The organism is Dyella terrae (assembly GCF_022394535.1).
Taxonomy (GTDB): Bacteria; Pseudomonadota; Gammaproteobacteria; order Xanthomonadales; family Rhodanobacteraceae; genus Dyella.
The window spans coordinates 5,288,785-5,305,659 of the sequence record NZ_CP089414.1 but is presented as its reverse complement, the minus strand read 5'-3'; the positions used below and the strand labels follow the sequence as shown (position 1 = coordinate 5,305,659).

At 62.8% G+C, this 16,875-nt stretch carries 18 protein-coding genes and 1 pseudogene; 6 read left to right on the top strand and 13 right to left on the bottom strand.

The genetic code is table 11. The features are described from left to right. Window position 1: 1 nt before the first annotated feature. The 11 genes and pseudogenes from DYST_RS23630 to DYST_RS23580 form a co-directional block, all read right to left on the bottom strand. Complete coding sequence (locus DYST_RS23630; protein WP_239952191.1) at window positions 2–649, bottom strand: MotA/TolQ/ExbB proton channel family protein; 648 nt, start codon at window positions 647–649, stop codon at window positions 2–4. Window positions 650–811: 162 nt separating this feature from the next. Next, complete coding sequence (locus DYST_RS23625; protein WP_428994002.1) at window positions 812–3,076, bottom strand: DNA internalization-related competence protein ComEC/Rec2; 2,265 nt, start codon at window positions 3,074–3,076, stop codon at window positions 812–814. 142 nt (window positions 3,077–3,218) lie between these two features. After that, the gene (gene lolD / locus DYST_RS23620) at window positions 3,219–3,929 is read right to left on the bottom strand and encodes a lipoprotein-releasing ABC transporter ATP-binding protein LolD (protein ID WP_239948967.1); all 711 of its coding nucleotides are present in this window, start codon (window positions 3,927–3,929) and stop codon (window positions 3,219–3,221) included. Continuing rightward, entirely contained in the window at window positions 3,922–5,169 is a 1,248-nt protein-coding gene (locus DYST_RS23615) for a lipoprotein-releasing ABC transporter permease subunit (RefSeq protein WP_239948965.1), read from the bottom strand. The genes lolD and DYST_RS23615 overlap by 8 nt, the downstream gene beginning before the upstream one ends. A gap of 68 nt (window positions 5,170–5,237) precedes the next feature. Then, complete coding sequence (locus tag DYST_RS23610; protein WP_239948963.1) at window positions 5,238–5,693, bottom strand: protein YgfX; 456 nt, start codon at window positions 5,691–5,693, stop codon at window positions 5,238–5,240. Continuing rightward, window positions 5,665–5,913, bottom strand: coding sequence for a succinate dehydrogenase assembly factor 2 (locus DYST_RS23605; RefSeq protein WP_102304237.1), 249 nt, complete (start codon window positions 5,911–5,913; stop codon window positions 5,665–5,667). Before DYST_RS23605 ends, DYST_RS23610 begins: the two co-directional genes overlap by 29 nt. Window positions 5,914–6,089: 176 nt before the next feature. Further along, on the bottom strand, window positions 6,090–6,869 hold the full coding sequence (locus DYST_RS23600; protein ID WP_102304238.1) for a succinate dehydrogenase iron-sulfur subunit: 780 nt from the start codon (window positions 6,867–6,869) through the stop codon (window positions 6,090–6,092). A gap of 21 nt (window positions 6,870–6,890) precedes the next feature. After that, window positions 6,891–8,678 (bottom strand): succinate dehydrogenase flavoprotein subunit, encoded by a 1,788-nt coding sequence (gene sdhA, locus DYST_RS23595; protein ID WP_239948961.1) that lies wholly within the window; start codon window positions 8,676–8,678, stop codon window positions 6,891–6,893. Between the two features lie 4 nt (window positions 8,679–8,682). After that, a complete protein-coding gene (sdhD, locus tag DYST_RS23590) occupies window positions 8,683–9,096 on the bottom strand; it encodes a succinate dehydrogenase, hydrophobic membrane anchor protein (protein ID WP_102304242.1) in 414 nt (137 codons plus the stop codon). Beyond that, window positions 9,093–9,489: pseudogene (gene sdhC, locus DYST_RS23585) on the bottom strand (succinate dehydrogenase, cytochrome b556 subunit). Before sdhC ends, sdhD begins: the two are co-directional and overlap by 4 nt. An 85-nt stretch (window positions 9,490–9,574) precedes the next feature. Continuing rightward, on the bottom strand, window positions 9,575–9,742 hold the full coding sequence (locus tag DYST_RS23580; RefSeq protein WP_102304245.1) for a DUF1674 domain-containing protein: 168 nt from the start codon (window positions 9,740–9,742) through the stop codon (window positions 9,575–9,577). A 128-nt stretch (window positions 9,743–9,870) separates the two neighbouring features. Here DYST_RS23580 and DYST_RS23575 point away from each other — a divergent pair, with 128 nt between their 5' ends. Both DYST_RS23575 and DYST_RS23570 read left to right on the top strand, forming a co-directional pair. After that, the gene (locus DYST_RS23575) at window positions 9,871–10,671 is read left to right on the top strand and encodes a YgfZ/GcvT domain-containing protein (RefSeq protein WP_239948959.1); all 801 of its coding nucleotides are present in this window, start codon (window positions 9,871–9,873) and stop codon (window positions 10,669–10,671) included. A gap of 461 nt (window positions 10,672–11,132) precedes the next feature. Further along, the gene (locus DYST_RS23570) at window positions 11,133–11,567 is read left to right on the top strand and encodes a cell wall hydrolase (protein ID WP_199179033.1); all 435 of its coding nucleotides are present in this window, start codon (window positions 11,133–11,135) and stop codon (window positions 11,565–11,567) included. 71 nt (window positions 11,568–11,638) lie between these two features. Here the strand turns inward: DYST_RS23570 and DYST_RS23565 are convergent, their stop codons facing one another. Together DYST_RS23565 and DYST_RS23560 are read right to left on the bottom strand one after the other, a co-directional pair. Then, window positions 11,639–12,091, bottom strand: a complete 453-nt coding sequence (locus DYST_RS23565) for a glycine zipper 2TM domain-containing protein (protein ID WP_199038477.1) — start codon at window positions 12,089–12,091, stop codon at window positions 11,639–11,641. Window positions 12,092–12,102: 11 nt separating this feature from the next. Further along, a complete protein-coding gene (locus DYST_RS23560; protein WP_102304251.1) occupies window positions 12,103–12,684 on the bottom strand; it encodes a glycine zipper 2TM domain-containing protein in 582 nt (193 codons plus the stop codon). Window positions 12,685–12,826: 142 nt separating this feature from the next. Between DYST_RS23560 and DYST_RS23555 the strand changes: the two genes are divergently transcribed. From DYST_RS23555 to DYST_RS23540, 4 genes are all read left to right on the top strand, one after another. Then, window positions 12,827–13,594, top strand: coding sequence for a TatD family hydrolase (locus DYST_RS23555; protein WP_239948957.1), 768 nt, complete (start codon window positions 12,827–12,829; stop codon window positions 13,592–13,594). Between the two features lie 96 nt (window positions 13,595–13,690). After that, a complete protein-coding gene (locus DYST_RS23550; protein WP_239948956.1) occupies window positions 13,691–14,182 on the top strand; it encodes a MarR family winged helix-turn-helix transcriptional regulator in 492 nt (163 codons plus the stop codon). Beyond that, entirely contained in the window at window positions 14,179–15,684 is a 1,506-nt protein-coding gene (locus tag DYST_RS23545; RefSeq protein ID WP_239948954.1) for an efflux transporter outer membrane subunit, read from the top strand. Before DYST_RS23550 ends, DYST_RS23545 begins: the two co-directional genes overlap by 4 nt. Continuing rightward, a complete protein-coding gene (locus tag DYST_RS23540; protein WP_102304258.1) occupies window positions 15,671–16,873 on the top strand; it encodes an efflux RND transporter periplasmic adaptor subunit in 1,203 nt (400 codons plus the stop codon). Before DYST_RS23545 ends, DYST_RS23540 begins: the two co-directional genes overlap by 14 nt. Window positions 16,874–16,875 lie beyond the last annotated feature (2 nt).

The following is a 16,875-nucleotide window of genomic DNA, read 5'->3' as shown; positions in this document are numbered from 1 at the left end:
GTCAGCTCGCGCTCGACTCGGTGGTGACGCGCGGTGCGCGCGTACGCGGTGCGGGCGACGTCTGGTTGACGGTCAGCTCGTCGAGCAGTTCGGTCGCCTGCTTCTCCATCTCGACGCAGTAACCGGCCACTTTGGAGCGGAAATAGCGATGCAGCACATAGGCCGGAATAGCGACGATCAGACCCGTGGCGGTACAGATCAGCGCTTCGCCGATGCCGCCCGCCATTTTCATGGGATCGCCCACGCCACCACGCATCACTTCCATGAACATGCGGATCAGGCCGATGACGGTACCCAGCAGACCCAGCAGCGGACCGATCAGCGCAATCGTGCCGAGCGTGTTGAGGTAACGCTCCATGCGATGAACGACATGGCGCCCCGTGTCCTCGATGCGCTCCTTGATGAGTTCGCGCGGACGGTTGCGTACGGCCAGCGCCGACGCCAGCAGCTCGCCAAGCGGGGACCCGTTCGCCAGCGTTGACAGGTGGTTGGGATCCAACTGCCCCGAACGGGCCCAGTTACGTACTTCTTCGCCCAAGCCGGGCGGCAATACGGATGAGCGGCGCAGGGTCCAGCAACGCTCCAACACGATCGCGAGCGCGACCGCCGAACAGATCAGGATGGGCAACATTGCCCAGCCACCAGCCATCAGGATTTCCAGCACAACGACTCCGGGCCGCTCAGACAGTCAGGGAAGCACGCATCATATCAGTCTCACCAAGCCGTTCCGCGGCACCCGTGGCAGTTGCGAAACGCATGCGAAGAGGCTCTTTGGGGGCCGATTGTCCGTGTTGCAAGGCCGCATCCGGGCTCATTCGCGCCAGTAACGAGACTGGCGCTGTCGCCAAGTCTCAGAGACGTGCGGCGCTCCATCCGGCGGCAGGTCCACTTGGATGGCGCCGGCGGTCGCCGTGTTCAGCCAAGGCACGCCCGCGTCGTCGTAGCGCTGCATGACCGCTGCATTGGGGTGATGGAAGCGGCTTCGCCACCCCGCCGACACCAGCGCCAACGTTGGCGACGTCGACTGAATGAACCCCTCACTGGACGAGGTCTTGCTGCCGTGATGCGGCACCGACAACACGAGCGGCGGCCCATGCGGTATCGCCGCCGCCACCGCTGGCTCGACCGCTGCCGAGATGTCGCCGGTGAGCAACGCCCGGCCGCCCTTCCCTTCCACCAGCAGCACGCAGGATCGGTCGTTCGCCGGCCCACCCTCTCTACCCGACGGCAATATCCGCACCGTCACACCGTCCCATTGCCAGCGCTTGCCCGGCTCACAGGGCGCCATGGGAATGGGCAGCCGCTCGGGTTCACCGGAAATGCGCTCCGCCTCGGGAAACGCCGCCGCGACGGCGGGCACACCGCCGGCGTGATCGTTGTCGGCGTGACTGGCGACGATCAGGTCTACACGCCCAATACCGAGTGCATGTAACGAGGGGAGCACCGCGGCTTCGCCCAGATCGAAATCCGATGGATAGCGCGCCCCTGCGTCGTAGACCAGCACGTGATGCTCGGTGCGAACCAGCATGGATAACCCTTGGCCAACATCGAGCATCCATAGCTGGAACCCGCCAGCGACAGGAACATCCCTTGGCGGGAACAGCAGCGGCAGGAACAGCAGGCCGCCCAACCAGCGCATCGGCATGCCGCGCGGCATGAACAGCCAGAGTGCGCCCAGCGTGGCGAACAACAAGGCCCATCCGCCCACTTCTGGCAGGTACCAGTGCGCACCCGGCCACGTCGCCATCCGCTCGAGCAACCACCACTGCGCATGGGCCAGCCATGCGGCACACCAGAACACCGGCTGCGCCAACGGTGGACAAAGGCCCAACAGGATCATCCCCACCAGCGTCACGGGCACGATCACAAAACTGACGAAGGGCACGGCGATCAGGTTGGACAAGGCACCCACCAGCGACGATTCGCCGAAGAACCACATCGTCAACGGCAGCAACGACAGCGTCATCACCAGTTGGCCCGATGACAATTCATGCAGGAAGCCGCGCAGCCCTCTACCACGCGTATTCATGCACGCCATCAGGAACGCCACGCCGATGAAGGAGAGCCAGAACCCCGCCGACAAGGCCGACAGGGGATCGGCCACCAGCACGGCCATCAACGCGACGGCGAGCGTCTGCGGACCATTGGCGTGGCGCCGGGAACAACGCGCCAACGCCACGATGCCTATCATCAGCAGCGTGCGCACCGTGGGCAGGCCGAATCCGGCAAGTGCGCCGTAAACGCTCGCGACCAGCATCGCCAGCGCCGCCTGTGCTTGCACCCGTGGCAAGCGCAGTCCAAGCCGAGGAAACAATAGGTAGATGAAGCGCGCAAACCACACGCCAAATAGCGCCGCTACGCCCACATGGAATCCCGAGATCGCAATGAGATGCGGAATGCCATTGGCGCGCGCCACCTCCCAGTCACGCTGACTGAGTCCACGCGTGTCACTTACTGAGAATGTCTGCAGCAAGGCGGCATCATGTGGATCATCGACGCGCGCGGCGATGCCATGACTGATCGCCTGGCGAACGGCGTTGACGCAGAAACCCGGTGTGCCACGTTGTTCGTTACCTGCCCCGTTGCGCACGTAACCGACGGCGACGATATGGCGTTCGAGAGCACTGCGCTCGCTATCTGCCCCACCTGGGTTGAGCATGCCGCGCGGTCGCTTCAACCGTAGGGTGAGTTGCCAGCGGCTGCATGGCGGGATGTCAGGTGCGTCGTTATACCAATTCACCCGCACGCGGCCGCGCAACGCCAACGGCGTCGAGCCAAACCGGGCCTCCTCCACGTCCAGCAGGAAACCCGTAGCCTCATCGCGCACCAACGGCAGGTCGACAACGCGACCTACGACGTAGACATCCTGCCCCTCTCGATCACGTGGCAGCCGCGCGTCCATGGCTGTACCACCACGCCAGCACGCCCAGGCGACACCGAACAGGCACCATGCCAGCGCACGCCCGTAGCGTCCGCAGCGAAACAGAACCAAGGCCACCGAGGCACCGACGCCACAGAGCCATGCGGGCGGAAGCGCGACCCACCACTGCACCGCCAGCACGCCGAGCAACAGCATGACCGCGGGTACCAGCGCACCGTCCTCGCGCACATCCCATCCCTCTCCGCAGAAAGGAACAGGTTAGTGAGTGCGCGAAAACTGCGGTGCTGAAAAACGTGTAGGCGTTAGCGCCACAAGCCGCGCGATGGCGGCATGGGGGTCAGGCGAAAACCTTGTCGATCAGTTGGCCGTTGTGCAGTTCGAGCGTGCGATCCATACGCGCAGCCAGGCGATTGTCGTGCGTCACCAGAATGAAGCTGGTGCCGATCTCGCGATTGAGTTCGATCATCAGGTCATACACCTGCGCAGCATTGGTTTCGTCGAGATTGCCGGTCGGCTCGTCGCCCAGCACCACGGCCGGTCGCGTCACCAGCGCGCGCGCGACCGCGCTCCGCTGGCGTTCACCACCGGAAAGCTCTGCAGGCTTGTGATGCAGACGCTGGCCCAGGCCCACGCGGCTCAGCAGTGCCGAGGCCTGCTGTTCCGCCTCACTGATCGACACGCCGCGGATCAGCAACGGCATGCAGACGTTCTCCAGCGCTGTGAACTCGGGCAGCAGATGATGGAACTGATAAATGAAGCCCATCGAGCGGTTACGCACACGACCGCGCTCGGCGTCGGAGAGGCTGGACAGGTTGCGTCCCTCCACCTCTACCGAACCCTGCGTGAGCGTATCCAGCCCGCCAAGGATGTGCAGCAACGTGCTCTTGCCTGAGCCGGAGGCGCCCACGATGGCCAACGTCTCGCTGCGATTCAGCGTAAAGCTGACATCGGACAGCACGTCGGTCTTCAGGTCGCCTTCGTCGTACGTCTTGGCGATGTTGCTGGCGCGCATCACCACGCCGTTGTGGTTATTCATCGGCTTATTCATAACGCAGCGCCTGCGCAGGCTGGGTGCGCGATGCGCGCCAAGCGGGATAAAGGGTGGCCAGCAGCGAGAACAGGAAAGTGACCAAAGCCACCCAGCCCACGTCGCTGGCGGAGAGTTTGCTTGGCAACTCGCTGATGTAATAAACGTCCGGCGAGAGGAAGGTGACGCCCGTGACGTGCTCGATCCACTTCACGATCGCCGGCAACTTCCATGACAGCAACGAGCCCAGCGCCACGCCAAAGCCGATACCAACGAAGCCAACCAGCAAGCCCTGCACCATGAACATGCCCATGATGCTGCGCGGCGTGGAGCCCAGCGTGCGCAGAATGGCGATGTCGGCCTGCTTGTCTGTCACCAGCATCATCAACATGGAAATAAGGTTGATCACCGCAACCAGGATGATCAGCGAGAGGATGATAAACATCACGTTCTTCTCCATCGAAATGGCGGCGAAGAAGTTGGCGTGACTGTCCATCCAGGTATCCACGCGATACACCTGCCCCAACTGGTCGGCCAGCTCGCGCGCCACTTCGCGCGCGTTGAACATGTCGTCCAGCTTCAGGCGGATACCCGTCGGGCCATCGAGGCGATTGAGTCGCTCGGCGTCGGTCATGTTGATCAGGGCCAGACCGGAGTCGAACTCCTGCATACCCATTTCAAATACACCCGACACGGTAAACGTGCGCAAGCTGGGCACGCTGCCAGTGATCGGCGACGACTGGAACGAGGGCACTGCGACGATAACCTTGTCGCCCACCGACACACCCAACTGCATCGCCAGCTCGCGACCCAGCACAACGTTCCAGCTACCCGGCGTCAACGCATTGAGCTTGCCCTCGACCATGTGCTGGTCGATATCCGACACCTTGGGCTCTACCGCCGGTTCGATGCCGCGGATCAGCCCGCCCGTGGAGCGGCGTGCCTGAAGAAAGGCCTCCGACTCGACGTAGGGCGCGGCGCCCTTCACGTGCTTGTTCGCCTCGGCGATTTTCACCGCGCGCGGCCATTCCTCCACCGCCTGCCCTGGCATGCCCGAGACGGTGGCATGCGAGATCGCACCGAGAATGCGCGAGCGCAACTCGTCATCAAAACCGTTCATCACCGACATCACCGTGATCAGCGCGGTCACGCTGATGGCGATGCACACGATGGATACCGTGGAGATGAAGGAGATGAACTGATTGCGACGCTTGGCGCGGGTGTAACGCAGGCCAATGAAAAGCTCTAGCGGTCGGAACATTAGGGCGGTCGCTTGTGGGTATCGAAGGGCAGGCCGCCCGAATGGCGAGATTATCGCCTGAGATGCGGCTAAACCGTAGGACCGCGTTCAGCCGCCAGAGTGCCCGATGCTTCGATCTGGGCCAATCGCATGCGCAGGCGGCGGCGGATATCCGCGTCGCTGTTGTCTGGCGCCAGCAACAGCAAGGCGTGCCGTCGCCCGGGCAAGGACAGTCGCAGCCACACGATCTTCTCGCCGATCACCCGGAACGACGCCAGAGTTGCCTGGATATCGTCGCCAGAGCGCATCCGCACGTTCCAGCCGCCATCACGCGCACAGCCTGCGGCCTGAACCCATCGATCCGAAAAACGCATCCGCGTCCGCCAGCAGGCCAACAGCACGCCGACAGTGACGATCAGCTTTGCTACCCACGGCGCGGCGCTCATCCATGTCGCCAGCACCGCGATCAGGGAAACGAGCATAAGAAGACGGCCCAACCAGCGCGAGGGCCGGTACTCAAAGCCGATGGCGGGAGCGGATGTCATCGATGATGGCCTGCCAATCCGGGCGGGTCGCCTTGGCGTGCCCCATCACCCAGTCCCACAGGTCCGGGTCCTGCACGTCCAGCAATTCCTCGAAAGCCTGCCGCTGCGCTTCGTCAGCACCGGCAAAACGCTCGTCCAGCCAGCCGCCGAACAGGGCGTCGAGTTCGCGGGTGCCACGGCGGGTGCGCCAGCGGAGGCGTTTGATGCGGGCTTCGTCCATTGAGATGCCTTCTAGCTGCTTCCTCTCCCCGAAGGGGAGAGGATTGAGGTGAGGGGTCAATCTTGCCTCAGCCGTGGCGAGCGGAAGCCTTACCGCGAGCACCCAACCTTTATCCCCTTTTCGGGACTCACCCTAACCCTCTCCCCGGAGGGGAGAGGGAACAGAGCACGCCGTACTTACGTCCGACGCTCGACGATCAACTTCTTGATCTCCGCAATCGCCTTGGCCGGGTTCAGACCCTTCGGGCAGGTGCGGGCGCAGTTCATGATCGTGTGGCAGCGGTACAACTTGAACGGATCTTCCAAGTCGTCCAGGCGGGCACCGGTGTCCTCGTCACGGCTGTCGACGATCCAGCGGTAGGCCTGCAGCAAGATGGCAGGACCGAGGTAACGGTCGCCGTTCCACCAATAGCTCGGGCAGCTGGTCGAGCAGCAGGCGCACAAGATGCACTCGTACAGACCATCGAGCTTCTTGCGGTCTTCCGGCGACTGCAGGCGCTCGCGATCCGGCGCCGCACTCTGCGTACGCAGCCACGGCTTGATCGACGCGAACTGTGCGTAGAAGTGCGTGAGGTCGGGCACCAGATCCTTCACCACCGGCATATGCGGCAGCGGATAGATCTTCACGTCGCCGGAAGCGCAATCACTGATGGCCTTGGTGCAGGCCAGCGTATTGGTGCCGTCGATGTTCATGGCGCACGAACCGCAGATGCCTTCGCGGCACGAACGGCGCAGCGTCAGCGTCGGGTCGATTTCGTTCTTGATCTTCAGCAGGGCGTCCAGAACCATCGGACCGCACGAAGCGAGGTCAACCTCGTACGTGTCGATGCGCGGGTTCTGGCCGTCATCCGGCGACCAGCGATAGATGCGGAACGTCCGCGACTTCTTCGCGTCCTTGGCCGGAAAATGCTTGCCCGGCTGGACCGTGGAATTCTTGGGTAGCGAAAACTCAGCCACAGTGGCTCTCCAGTCCGGGAATTAGTAAACGCGCTTCTTCGGCGGCACAACTTCGACTTCGTTCGTCATGGTGTACATGTGCACCGGACGGAAGTCGAAATTAGCTTTGCCGTTCTCGTCGACCGCCACCAGCGTGTGCTTCTGCCAGATATGGTCGTCGCGGTCCGGGAAGTCTTCGCGGGCATGGGCACCACGACTCTCCTCGCGCTGTGCAGCTGAGTACATGGTCGCCACAGCCTGATCAAGCAGGTTGGCGAGCTCCAGCGTCTCGATCAGGTCGGAGTTCCACACCAGCGAGCGATCGCTGACACCCACGTCCTTGAACGACTCGCGCACCTTGGAGATCTTCTCGCAGCCTTCCTTCAGCGACTCGCCCGTGCGGAACACGGCGGCGTCGGACTGCATGGTGCGCTGCATTTCCGCGCGAATCTTTGCGGTCGGCTGACTGCCCTTCGCATTGCGCAGGCTGTCGAAGCGCTCCAGGGCCTTGTCCAGCACGCTGGCCGGCAGATCCTTGTGCGGCGTGCCCGGCTTGACGATCTCGGCACAACGGTTCGCCACCGCGCGGCCAAACACCACCAGATCGAGCAGCGAGTTCGAGCCCAGGCGGTTGGCGCCGTGCACCGACACGCAAGCCGCCTCGCCGATGGCGAACAGGCCCGGCACGACGGCGTCGACGTCGTCGCCACGCTTCTGCACCACTTCACCGTGATAGTTGGTGGGGATGCCGCCCATGTTGTAGTGGACGGTCGGGATCACCGGGATCGGCTCCTTAGTCACATCCACGCCGGCGAAGATGCGTGCCGACTCAGCGATGCCCGGCAGGCGTTCGTGAATCACGTCCGCGCCCAGGTGCATCAGGTTGATGAAAATGTGGTCCTTGTGCTCACCCACACCACGGCCTTCGCGGATCTCCATCGTCATGGCGCGGCTGACCACGTCACGCGAAGCAAGATCCTTGGCGTTCGGTGCATAGCGCTCCATGAAGCGCTCACCGTTGGAGTTGGTGAGGTAACCGCCCTCACCACGCACGCCTTCGGTAATCAGGCAGCCCGAACCGTAGATGCCGGTCGGGTGGAACTGCACAAACTCCATGTCCTGCAGCGCCAGACCCGCGCGCAGCACCATGCCACCACCGTCGCCGGTGCAGGTATGGGCCGAGGTGGCGCTGAAGTAGGCGCGGCCGTAACCACCGGTAGCGAGCACCACCGACTGGCCGCGGAAGAAATGCAAGGTGCCTTCGTTCATGTCTAGCGCAAGCACGCCACGGCACACACCTTCTTCGTCGAAGATGAGGTCGATGGCGAAATACTCGATGAAGAACGTGGCGTCATGCGCCAGCGCCTGCTGGTACAGCGTGTGCAAGATGGCGTGACCGGTACGGTCAGCCGCGGCGCAGGTGCGCTGCGCGGTGCCCTTACCGTAATGGGTGGTCATGCCACCGAACGGACGCTGGTAGATCTTGCCTTCCTCGGTACGCGAGAACGGCACGCCGTAGTGTTCCAGCTCGATGATGGCCGGAATCGCTTCGCGGCACATGTATTCGATGGCGTCCTGGTCGCCCAGCCAATCCGAACCCTTGATGGTGTCGTAGAAGTGGAAACGCCAGTCGTCCTCGCCCATGTTGCCGAGCGCGGCGGAAATACCGCCCTGCGCCGCCACCGTATGCGAGCGCGTCGGGAACACCTTGGTGATGCACGCGGCCTTGAGGCCCTTTTCGGCCAGGCCGAAGGTGGCGCGCAGGCCCGCGCCACCGGCGCCGACCACGATCACGTCGTACTTATGCTGTTGGATCTTGTAGCTTTCCATGGAATCAGGCTCCCAGCGCCACGCGCAGCACGGCCATCAGCGTGGCCAGCGTGCCGAGCACTGCAATGAACTTCACCAGCACCAGGAGGGCGACTTCCTTCCAGCGCGTATGCACGTAATCTTCGATAACGACCTGCAGGCCCAGCACGGCGTGCCAGCACACGGCAAGCACAAAGGCCACCAGCAGCAGGGCATTCCACGGCTTGGCGATGATGCTCCTGGCCGTTGCGTAGTCGGCGTGCAGTGCGCCCAGCACCGTCACCACAAACCAGATGGCAAGAAAGACCAGCGCCGTGGCGGTGACGCGCTGCGTCCACCAGTGGCCGACACCGGACTGTGCCGAGCCAAGGCCGCGGGCGCGCTTCAGGGGGTTGCGCAACAGCTTGCGCACGTCGTGTTGCTGACCGTTCGCGCTCATGCCGCACCTCCGCACATCAGCACATAGGCCCAGACGAGGAGGGTCAGCACGATGCTGCCGCCAATCGACAGCCAGCTGGAGCGGATGAACTGCGGAATGGCGTAGCCCATGCCACCGTCCTGGAACAGGTGACGGATGCCGTTGCACAGGTGATAGAACAGCGCCCAGGTCCAGCCAAACATCAGGATCAGACCGATCGGGCTACCGATGCAGGTCTTGAACTGGTTGTAGCTGTCTTCGCCGCTGGCCAGGGAGAACACCCCCCCACAGCACAATCAGGGTTCCGACGGAGAGGGCTATACCGGTAGCGCGGTGCACGATGGAGGTCACCATCTGCACTTGCCACTTATATATGCCCATGTGGGGAGAGAGCGGTCGTTGCGTGTCTGCCATGGCGGCTATCCTGGGTGGAATCGCTAATGCCCTATACCGCCCTTCCCTTACCCGACGACGCCGGCGCGGAGCCGGCGCGGCGCGATCAGAAGTCGATACAGCGCCCGTTCTTTTCCCAATCGCCGTAGCGGGTGGGATCCGGGGCCGGTTGCTCCTTCGAAGTCTTTCCCGTGTCCGGAACAGCAGGCACGGCAGTCGGCTCCGCCGGAGCGGAAGCGGGCTTGGACTCAGTTTGGGAGGACGTATCGGACATGGTGTTTGAAAGCCGTAAAAGCGTAATACCTGCGTTAATGCAGCACAACCTTGACGGCGGTGCTTTCGTCTGCCAGTAGGGGTGGCGCCACTTGCATCTCCCTACCCCTGCCCTCATGTCCCACCTCTATGCCAACAGATTACACCGCCCGCACCCTGTTGCTCGAAGGCGCCGACGCCACGGCGTTCGCCCAGGCCCAATTCAGCAGCAATGTCCAGTCGCTCGCCATCGGCACGTGGCAGTTCGGCGCGTGGCTTGATGCGCAAGGTCGCGTGCTTGCACTGTTCCACCTTGCACGACTCGCCGACGACGTCCTGCTGTTGCTGTTACGCGGTGGCGATGCTGCCTCCATGGCGCAATCGCTGCAGCGGTTCGTATTCCGCTCCAAGGTCAAACTGACCGTGCCCGAACCGCGCGCGCTCAGCACCGGCCCAGCGTTGGACACTTACGCTGCCCGTCGTGAAGCCGATGCCTACGTGCTCGGCTGCGGGGACCACAGCATGGTGATCGGAGCCTCACCGCCGGACGGCGCATGGCGACAGCCACAGATTGATCTCGGCTGGCCGTGGTTGCCAAACAACACACTCGGCGCGCTGCTTCCGCAAGCACTCTCTCTCGAACGCCTGCAGGCAGTTGCGTTCGACAAAGGCTGTTATCCGGGACAGGAAATCGTGGCTCGCCTGCACTATCGCGGCGGGCTCAAGCGACATATGCATTGCGTCGTATTGTCGCGACCTATCGACAGCGGCACGGTGCTGCACCGTAGCGGCGAGAACGGCATTCAATTGCTCGATGTCGCTGGCGACGACGCAAGCATTCAGGCACTCGCTGTCATAGACGATGGTCTAATCCACGCGATTGAAAATGTTGCAAGCATCGACACCGACGAAGGCATCTCTTTGCGCGTGATGCAGAGTTGGTCTGCGTGACAAAAAATACCAAACGCAAAGATTCACGATCAAATGACAATGTGAGCGTCGCGTGAACCTGAACTGCCAGGCACTTGCCAGATCTGAAATCGACCACTAGGCTCCGCCAACTAAATTAGACGACGCCCACAGCCCACGGGTGTCGACATACGCGACGAACCGGAGGGGTCCGGATCGGCGCGACCCGACAGAGATGTCGGTGTAAGTACCGCCCATGGCGCGGATACGTTGCAGGCACGAGGTCACTTAGTACCCGATACAATGCCCTTGCAGCAAAAAAAAGTTTTGAACGGCACCGGATCAGCCGCTCGACTGGCCACAATCCCGTGGCAAACCACCTAGCCACAAGTTTCGGCACAGGTGATCAATCCAGGTGGAACGGCCTGCCCGCCCGTCCACCGCAACGGCGTACGAAGTCAGTAGCACCGACTTCGCACGTACAGCACGTTGGAGGCAGATTAATGAAACTTTCGATGCTGTTGTGGTTAGCGTCCGTGCTACCCCAGCCCCTCGCGGACCAGACCTGCCTGGCCACGACGGTGTATCTCGAGGCACGCAGTGAGTCGACCATCGGCCAATATGCCGTGGCCGAAGTTGCCATGCGTCGCCGCGATCGCGGCACATGGGGCGACAGCGTTTGTGAGGTTGTGACCTCACCACGTCAGTTTGCACTGACAACAACCGCGAGCAGTTTTGAAGTAACCGATCTCAACTCCTGGACCAAGGCGTGGAAGATTGCTGGTGATTCGATCAGCAACTGGAGCCTTCCGCAGGGAGAGCGCACGGTGTACGTGCCACGAGCGGACGCTTTTGCCACGCTTGCGGTAACGCCGCAGTGGTCCAACAAGCGCGTCAAGACCATCGGCGAGCACGCCTTCTACGCGGTCAACAACTAATCAAACCCCGCCCCAATAAAAAAGGCCCTCGCAAGAGGGCCTTTTCATTTGGACGTCTAAACGTCCGTTAATCAAAGACGGTAAACAAGGTTGTTTCGAATCTGCACGTAGTCGCCGGGACGAACCTGCGGATCAGCAGCCTGCGTCACCGTTGCGTAGCGACCATCATCGAGCTTGATGGTCACCTGGTACGCGACATCCGGACCTCCGGAATTCTTGCCCACCTGATTACCGATGGCGCCACCAGCCACGGCGCCAGCGACCGTCGTCAAGGCCTTGCCGCTACCACCGCCGAACTGGTTGCCGATCACACCACCAGCGATACCGCCAATGACCATACCTAGCGGCGAATTTTCCTTCTGCGTCTGGATCTGGCGTATGTCGCTGACCACGCCACACTGCTCGCACCGATTGGAAGCACCGCTGTAAACCACCTGCCGTTGCGGTGGTGTTTCACATCCCGAAAGAAGCGCTACAGCCGAAACAAGTCCCACGACAGCCAAACGTCTAAGCAGTGTATCCATGGCGTGAATCCTCAGTGAGCGTCAGAAACGGCTACCACACCTTCCTGCACCTGCAGCCTGTCACCCGGGTCGTGGTCCATGCGCACAGTGCGGGTGACACCGTTGTACTCGTAACTTACATCGTATGCCACCACCCTATCGCCAGCGTTACCGGCCACCGTATTGCAGCGACGCTGCGTCGTCTGCTGGGTCGCATTCTCCTGATGATTCTTCTGGATTTCGTGGCCTGCATAGCCACCACCTACCGCACCCGCCACTGTCGCTAGCGTGCGGCCCTTGCCGCCGCCGACCTGATTACCTAACAGGCCACCTGCCACGGCGCCAATGGCCGTGCCTGCGATCTGGTGGGTGTCCTGCACCGGCTTATGCGTGGTGACGACCTCGTCATGACACACCTGCTGCGACGCACTCGCAGCTTCGCGCACCGGCGTCACACTCACGACGCGCGCGTACTTGGCTCCGTCGGGAGCCCCTTGCTGTGCCACCCCACCTACGCCGCCATCGGCATTCGCGTCCTTGTTGCACGCGGAAAGACCCATCGCCAATACGCCGGCGAAACCCACATGCAGCGCCGAAACGACCAACCTGTTCATAATGCTCTCCTGATCTGGACCGGCGGAGCGCCCCCCGCTCCTGCCTTAATTTCGATCCAGTACGAACATTGAACCTGTAAAACACTGAATGTTCGCTTAGATCGAAGCCAACCATTCTTCCAAATTCAGGATACCCAATACTGTGCTCGAACTCACCGACAGCCACGCGCATATCGATGATGCGAGCTTCGCACCCGATCGGGAGGCCATGTTTCAGCGGGCGCGCGACGCCGGCGTGCGGCATATCATCGTGCCCGCCATTGACCAGGCATCGTGGCAGGGGATCGCCACGCTTTGCGCCGACCACGCGGAAGCGCACCCCGCCTATGGCATGCACCCCATCTATATCGACCAGCATCGCCCGGGGCACATCGATGAGCTCCGGCACTGGCTGCAGACACATCGCGCCGTCGCCGTAGGTGAGATCGGGCTCGACTATTTCCTGCCCGAGCTCGACGTCGAACGGCAGCGCGAGTACTTCCAGCAGCAGCTGCGCATCGCCCGCGATATTGACCTTCCTGTCATCGTGCATGCACGAAAAGCCATGGACGAAGTCACCTCCACCATGCGCCGCATCGGCGGCCTGCGTGGTGTGGTGCACAGCTTTTCCGGCAGCCTGCAACAGGCCGAACGACTATGGGAAATGGGATTCCATCTCGGCATTGGCGGACCCGTTACACATGAACGCGCTCAACGCCTCCGTCACATCGTCGCGACCATGCCTGTCGAACGATTGCTGCTGGAGACCGACGCCCCGGATCAGCCAGGCGCCTGTCATCGCGGCGAACGCAACGAGCCCGCCAACATCATTGAAGTGCTCGATGTGATCTCGCAGCTTCGCGGCGAAAGCCCCGAAGCTATCGCGAGCGCCACCACCCGGAACGCCCGAGAGCTCTTCGGGCTCGACTGAGTCTTGCGGGCTGCCAGAGGCCAGCGCTAGACTGAATACTTCACTGGCGAAATATCCTTTGGTGAAATGAAGCGAATGTCCGAGTGCCTCGCCCACATGGACGAGGGAATTGGCCGTGTGGGCGAGATCTTCCCGGACCTTCCCGTCCAGGAGGTGGTGCTGACACGCCTGTTGTTGCTGGTTGGCGGAAACCTGCTCGGTGAACTCGAGCGCGATCTCAAGCCTCACGGCCTGAATGAAAGCGACTTCCGCACGCTGATGATGATCTACAGCCGTGGTAGCGCGACGCCCACCGAACTGTGCGAGTACGCGCAACAGGGCGCCACCAACATGACTCGCATCGCCAATGCGCTGGTAAAAGCCGGCTTGATCACGCGCGCCACCAGCGCCGAGGATCGCCGCCGCGTCGTGCTCAGCATCACTACCGCCGGCAAACGCTTGGTACGGAAGATCCTTCCGCCACTGTTTCCCAACGTCCACGGGGCTTTCGCCTCGCTGACGGCGAATGACAAACGCACGCTCGATCGCCTGCTCCGTCAGATTGCCGTCAACATCGACTCGCTCACCCAGCCGGACTCCCGTCCATGACTTCACACCGCCCTTCCCACCGCGGACTCGGCCGTCGCGCGCTGCTTGCCTGCGCCGTTGCACTCGCCGTCGCGGGCTGCTCCATCCCCGCCAAGCTGAATCGGCCGCCCATTCGCGACGATGTCCCGCTGGCCGGCCTCGATACAGGTCATCGCGCCGGCTGGCCCGATGCAGCCTGGTGGAAGCAGTACAACGACCCGCAGCTCGATCAGCTGATCGAACTGGCGATGAAGGATTCGCCAGATATCGCCCAGGCGCGCTCACGCGTGGACTCGGCGCAGCAGTCCATCCGGGCCGCCACCGCGCAGTCGGGGTTGAGTGTCAGCGGCAGCGCGCAGGTCGAACGCCAGCGTCTGAGCGAAACGGGGCTGATTCCGCCGAAGTTCCTCGGTTTCACCTGGTACAACCAGGGCGATATCGGCGTGCAAGCACAGTACGACTTCGACTTCTGGGGCAAAAAGCGCAACACCATCGAAGGCGCCGTGGACCAGGCGCATGCGGCGGAAGCGCAACACAGCGTCGCGGCTCTTGCCATTCAGACCAATGTCGCCGATACCTACTTCGGCTGGCTAGCCGATCAGGCACGCATCACCATCGCGAAGCAAGCCGTACAGACGGCCGAACAGCTGGAGCAGATCGCAGCACTGCGCGTGAAGCAAGGCGTCGATCGCCCGGACACCCTCCAATCGGCCAAGGCTCAGACGGCCTCGGCGCGGCAGATGCTGGTGGCGATAGAGAGCTCCGCCCACATCCGCCAGGCAGCGCTCGCCAGTCTGTGTGGCGTATCGCCCGCCCAGCTGCCTTCGCTGCAGCCACGCGCGCTACCCAACGTCACCACGGGGCTGCCTGACAATGTCGGCGTCGACCTGATCGCACGCCGCCCCGACATTGCGGCCAGTCTGTGGCAGGTCGAAGCTGCCCTACGGCAAACCGACGTGGCGCGCGCGCAGTTCTTCCCGGATATCAGCATCAGCGCTATGGCGGGGCTGTCGAGTATCGATCTCGACAAGATGTTCAGCTCAGGCAGTCGCGTGTTCGGCCTGACGCCGGCGCTGCACCTGCCGATCTTTACCGGCGGCTTGCTGGAAGCGAACTACGGCATCAGCAAAGCGCAGCTCGATACCGCTGTGGCGCAATACAACAGCACGGTGCTCGGCGCCGCGCGTGACGTCGCGACGCAGAGCCTCACCGCCGATCAGATCGAGGGCCGCCGCAAGGAACAAGCCCGCGAGATCGACGCCAACAAGCAATTGCTCGCGAATGCACAGTCACGCGTGCAACGCGGCGTGACGGATCGCCGTGAAACACTGAGTGCACAGGCACAATTGCTGCAACAGCAGGACAGCGACGCGAGCCTGCAGGCCCAAGCACTTTCCACCGATATCTCGCTGATCAAGGCATTGGGCGGCGGTTACCGCGCCAGCATGCCTGAGCAGGCATCCAGCGACCGCCCCTCCTCCCCTTTGAACCTTTCCGGAGACGCCTCGAATGAGCGCCACTGATTCCGCCGTCAACAAGAACGACAACGACAGCGGCATGGCCGCCAAGGATCCGGCCAAGCGCCGCCGTGCGTTGCTGATCGTCACCTTCATCTTCCTCATCGCCGCCGCCGCGTGGGCGTTGCTATGGGTATTCGTGTTCTCCACCCGGGAGAAGACCGACAACGCCTACGTGAACGGCAACCAGGTGGCGATCTCCGCACAGGTGCCGGGCATCGTGGTGGCCATCCTCGCCGACGACACGCAGCGCGTGGAAGCCGGTCAGATTTTGGTGAAGCTCGACAGCACCGATGCGGACGTCCGCCTGCAGCAAAACAGCAGCGCGCTCGCCCAGGCCGTTCGCCAGGTGCGCCAGCAGACCGAATCGGCGAACAGCGCTGATGCCCAGGTGGCCAAGGCCCGCGTGGATCTGAAGAAGGCCGAGGCCGACCTTGCGCGCAGCGCCCCGCTGGTCGCCGCCCAGGCCGAAGCACCTCAGAACGTGCAGCACTTGCGTGATGCCGTTGATCAGGCGCGTGCCTCGCTCGATTCCGCCGTTGCTCAGGCCGCCGCGTCGCGCGCCGTCATTGAAGGTACGCAGATCGCCAACAATCCAGCCGTGGAACAGGCTCGTGCGAATTTCCGCGCCGCCTGGATCGCCGCCCAGCGCAACAACATCTATGCCCCGGTCACCGGTTATGTCGCCCAGCGCAGCGTGCAGGTCGGCAACAGCGTGCAGCCGGGCCAGCAGTTGATGAGCGTGGTGCCACTGCACGACCTGTGGATCGACGCTAACTTCAAGGAAAACCAGCTGCGCCATATCCGCGTAGGCCAGCCCGCCAAGATCGAGGCCGACGTCTACGGTGGCAGCGTGGAATTCCACGGCAAGGTGATCGGCCTCGGCGCCGGCACCGGCAGCGTGTTCTCGCTGCTGCCTGCGCAGAACGCTACCGGCAACTGGATCAAGGTGGTGCAGCGCGTACCGGTGCGCATCGCGCTCGACAACAAGGAGCTCGACGATCATCCGCTACGCGTCGGCCTGTCCACCGACGTCTCCGTGGACATCACCAACGACAAGGGTGAGATGAACGCCGCGCAAGGCAACGGCCAGCCGATCGCGCAAACGACGGTCTACGATCAGATGGCCAGCAAGGCCGACGAAGAGGCCGAGAAGATCATCAAGGCCAACCTCAGCCCGCGCGACGCGAACTGACG

Coding starts and splice junctions, on each gene's coding strand:
- DYST_RS23540 (WP_102304258.1), top strand. CDS start 15,671: ATGAGCGCCACTGATTCCGCCGTCAACAAGAACGACAACGACAGCGGC.
- DYST_RS23565 (WP_199038477.1), bottom strand. CDS start 12,091: ATGGATACACTGCTTAGACGTTTGGCTGTCGTGGGACTTGTTTCGGCT.
- DYST_RS23615 (WP_239948965.1), bottom strand. CDS start 5,169: ATGTTCCGACCGCTAGAGCTTTTCATTGGCCTGCGTTACACCCGCGCC.
- DYST_RS23575 (WP_239948959.1), top strand. CDS start 9,871: ATGCCAACAGATTACACCGCCCGCACCCTGTTGCTCGAAGGCGCCGAC.
- DYST_RS23545 (WP_239948954.1), top strand. CDS start 14,179: ATGACTTCACACCGCCCTTCCCACCGCGGACTCGGCCGTCGCGCGCTG.
- DYST_RS23605 (WP_102304237.1), bottom strand. CDS start 5,913: ATGGACGAAGCCCGCATCAAACGCCTCCGCTGGCGCACCCGCCGTGGC.
- DYST_RS23630 (WP_239952191.1), bottom strand. CDS start 649: ATGGCTGGTGGCTGGGCAATGTTGCCCATCCTGATCTGTTCGGCGGTC.
- DYST_RS23550 (WP_239948956.1), top strand. CDS start 13,691: ATGGACGAGGGAATTGGCCGTGTGGGCGAGATCTTCCCGGACCTTCCC.
- lolD (WP_239948967.1), bottom strand. CDS start 3,929: ATGAATAAGCCGATGAATAACCACAACGGCGTGGTGATGCGCGCCAGC.
- DYST_RS23610 (WP_239948963.1), bottom strand. CDS start 5,693: ATGACATCCGCTCCCGCCATCGGCTTTGAGTACCGGCCCTCGCGCTGG.
- DYST_RS23570 (WP_199179033.1), top strand. CDS start 11,133: ATGAAACTTTCGATGCTGTTGTGGTTAGCGTCCGTGCTACCCCAGCCC.
- DYST_RS23560 (WP_102304251.1), bottom strand. CDS start 12,684: ATGAACAGGTTGGTCGTTTCGGCGCTGCATGTGGGTTTCGCCGGCGTA.
- sdhD (WP_102304242.1), bottom strand. CDS start 9,096: ATGAGCGCGAACGGTCAGCAACACGACGTGCGCAAGCTGTTGCGCAAC.
- DYST_RS23580 (WP_102304245.1), bottom strand. CDS start 9,742: ATGTCCGATACGTCCTCCCAAACTGAGTCCAAGCCCGCTTCCGCTCCG.
- sdhA (WP_239948961.1), bottom strand. CDS start 8,678: ATGGAAAGCTACAAGATCCAACAGCATAAGTACGACGTGATCGTGGTC.
- DYST_RS23625 (WP_428994002.1), bottom strand. CDS start 3,076: ATGCTGTTGCTCGGCGTGCTGGCGGTGCAGTGGTGGGTCGCGCTTCCG.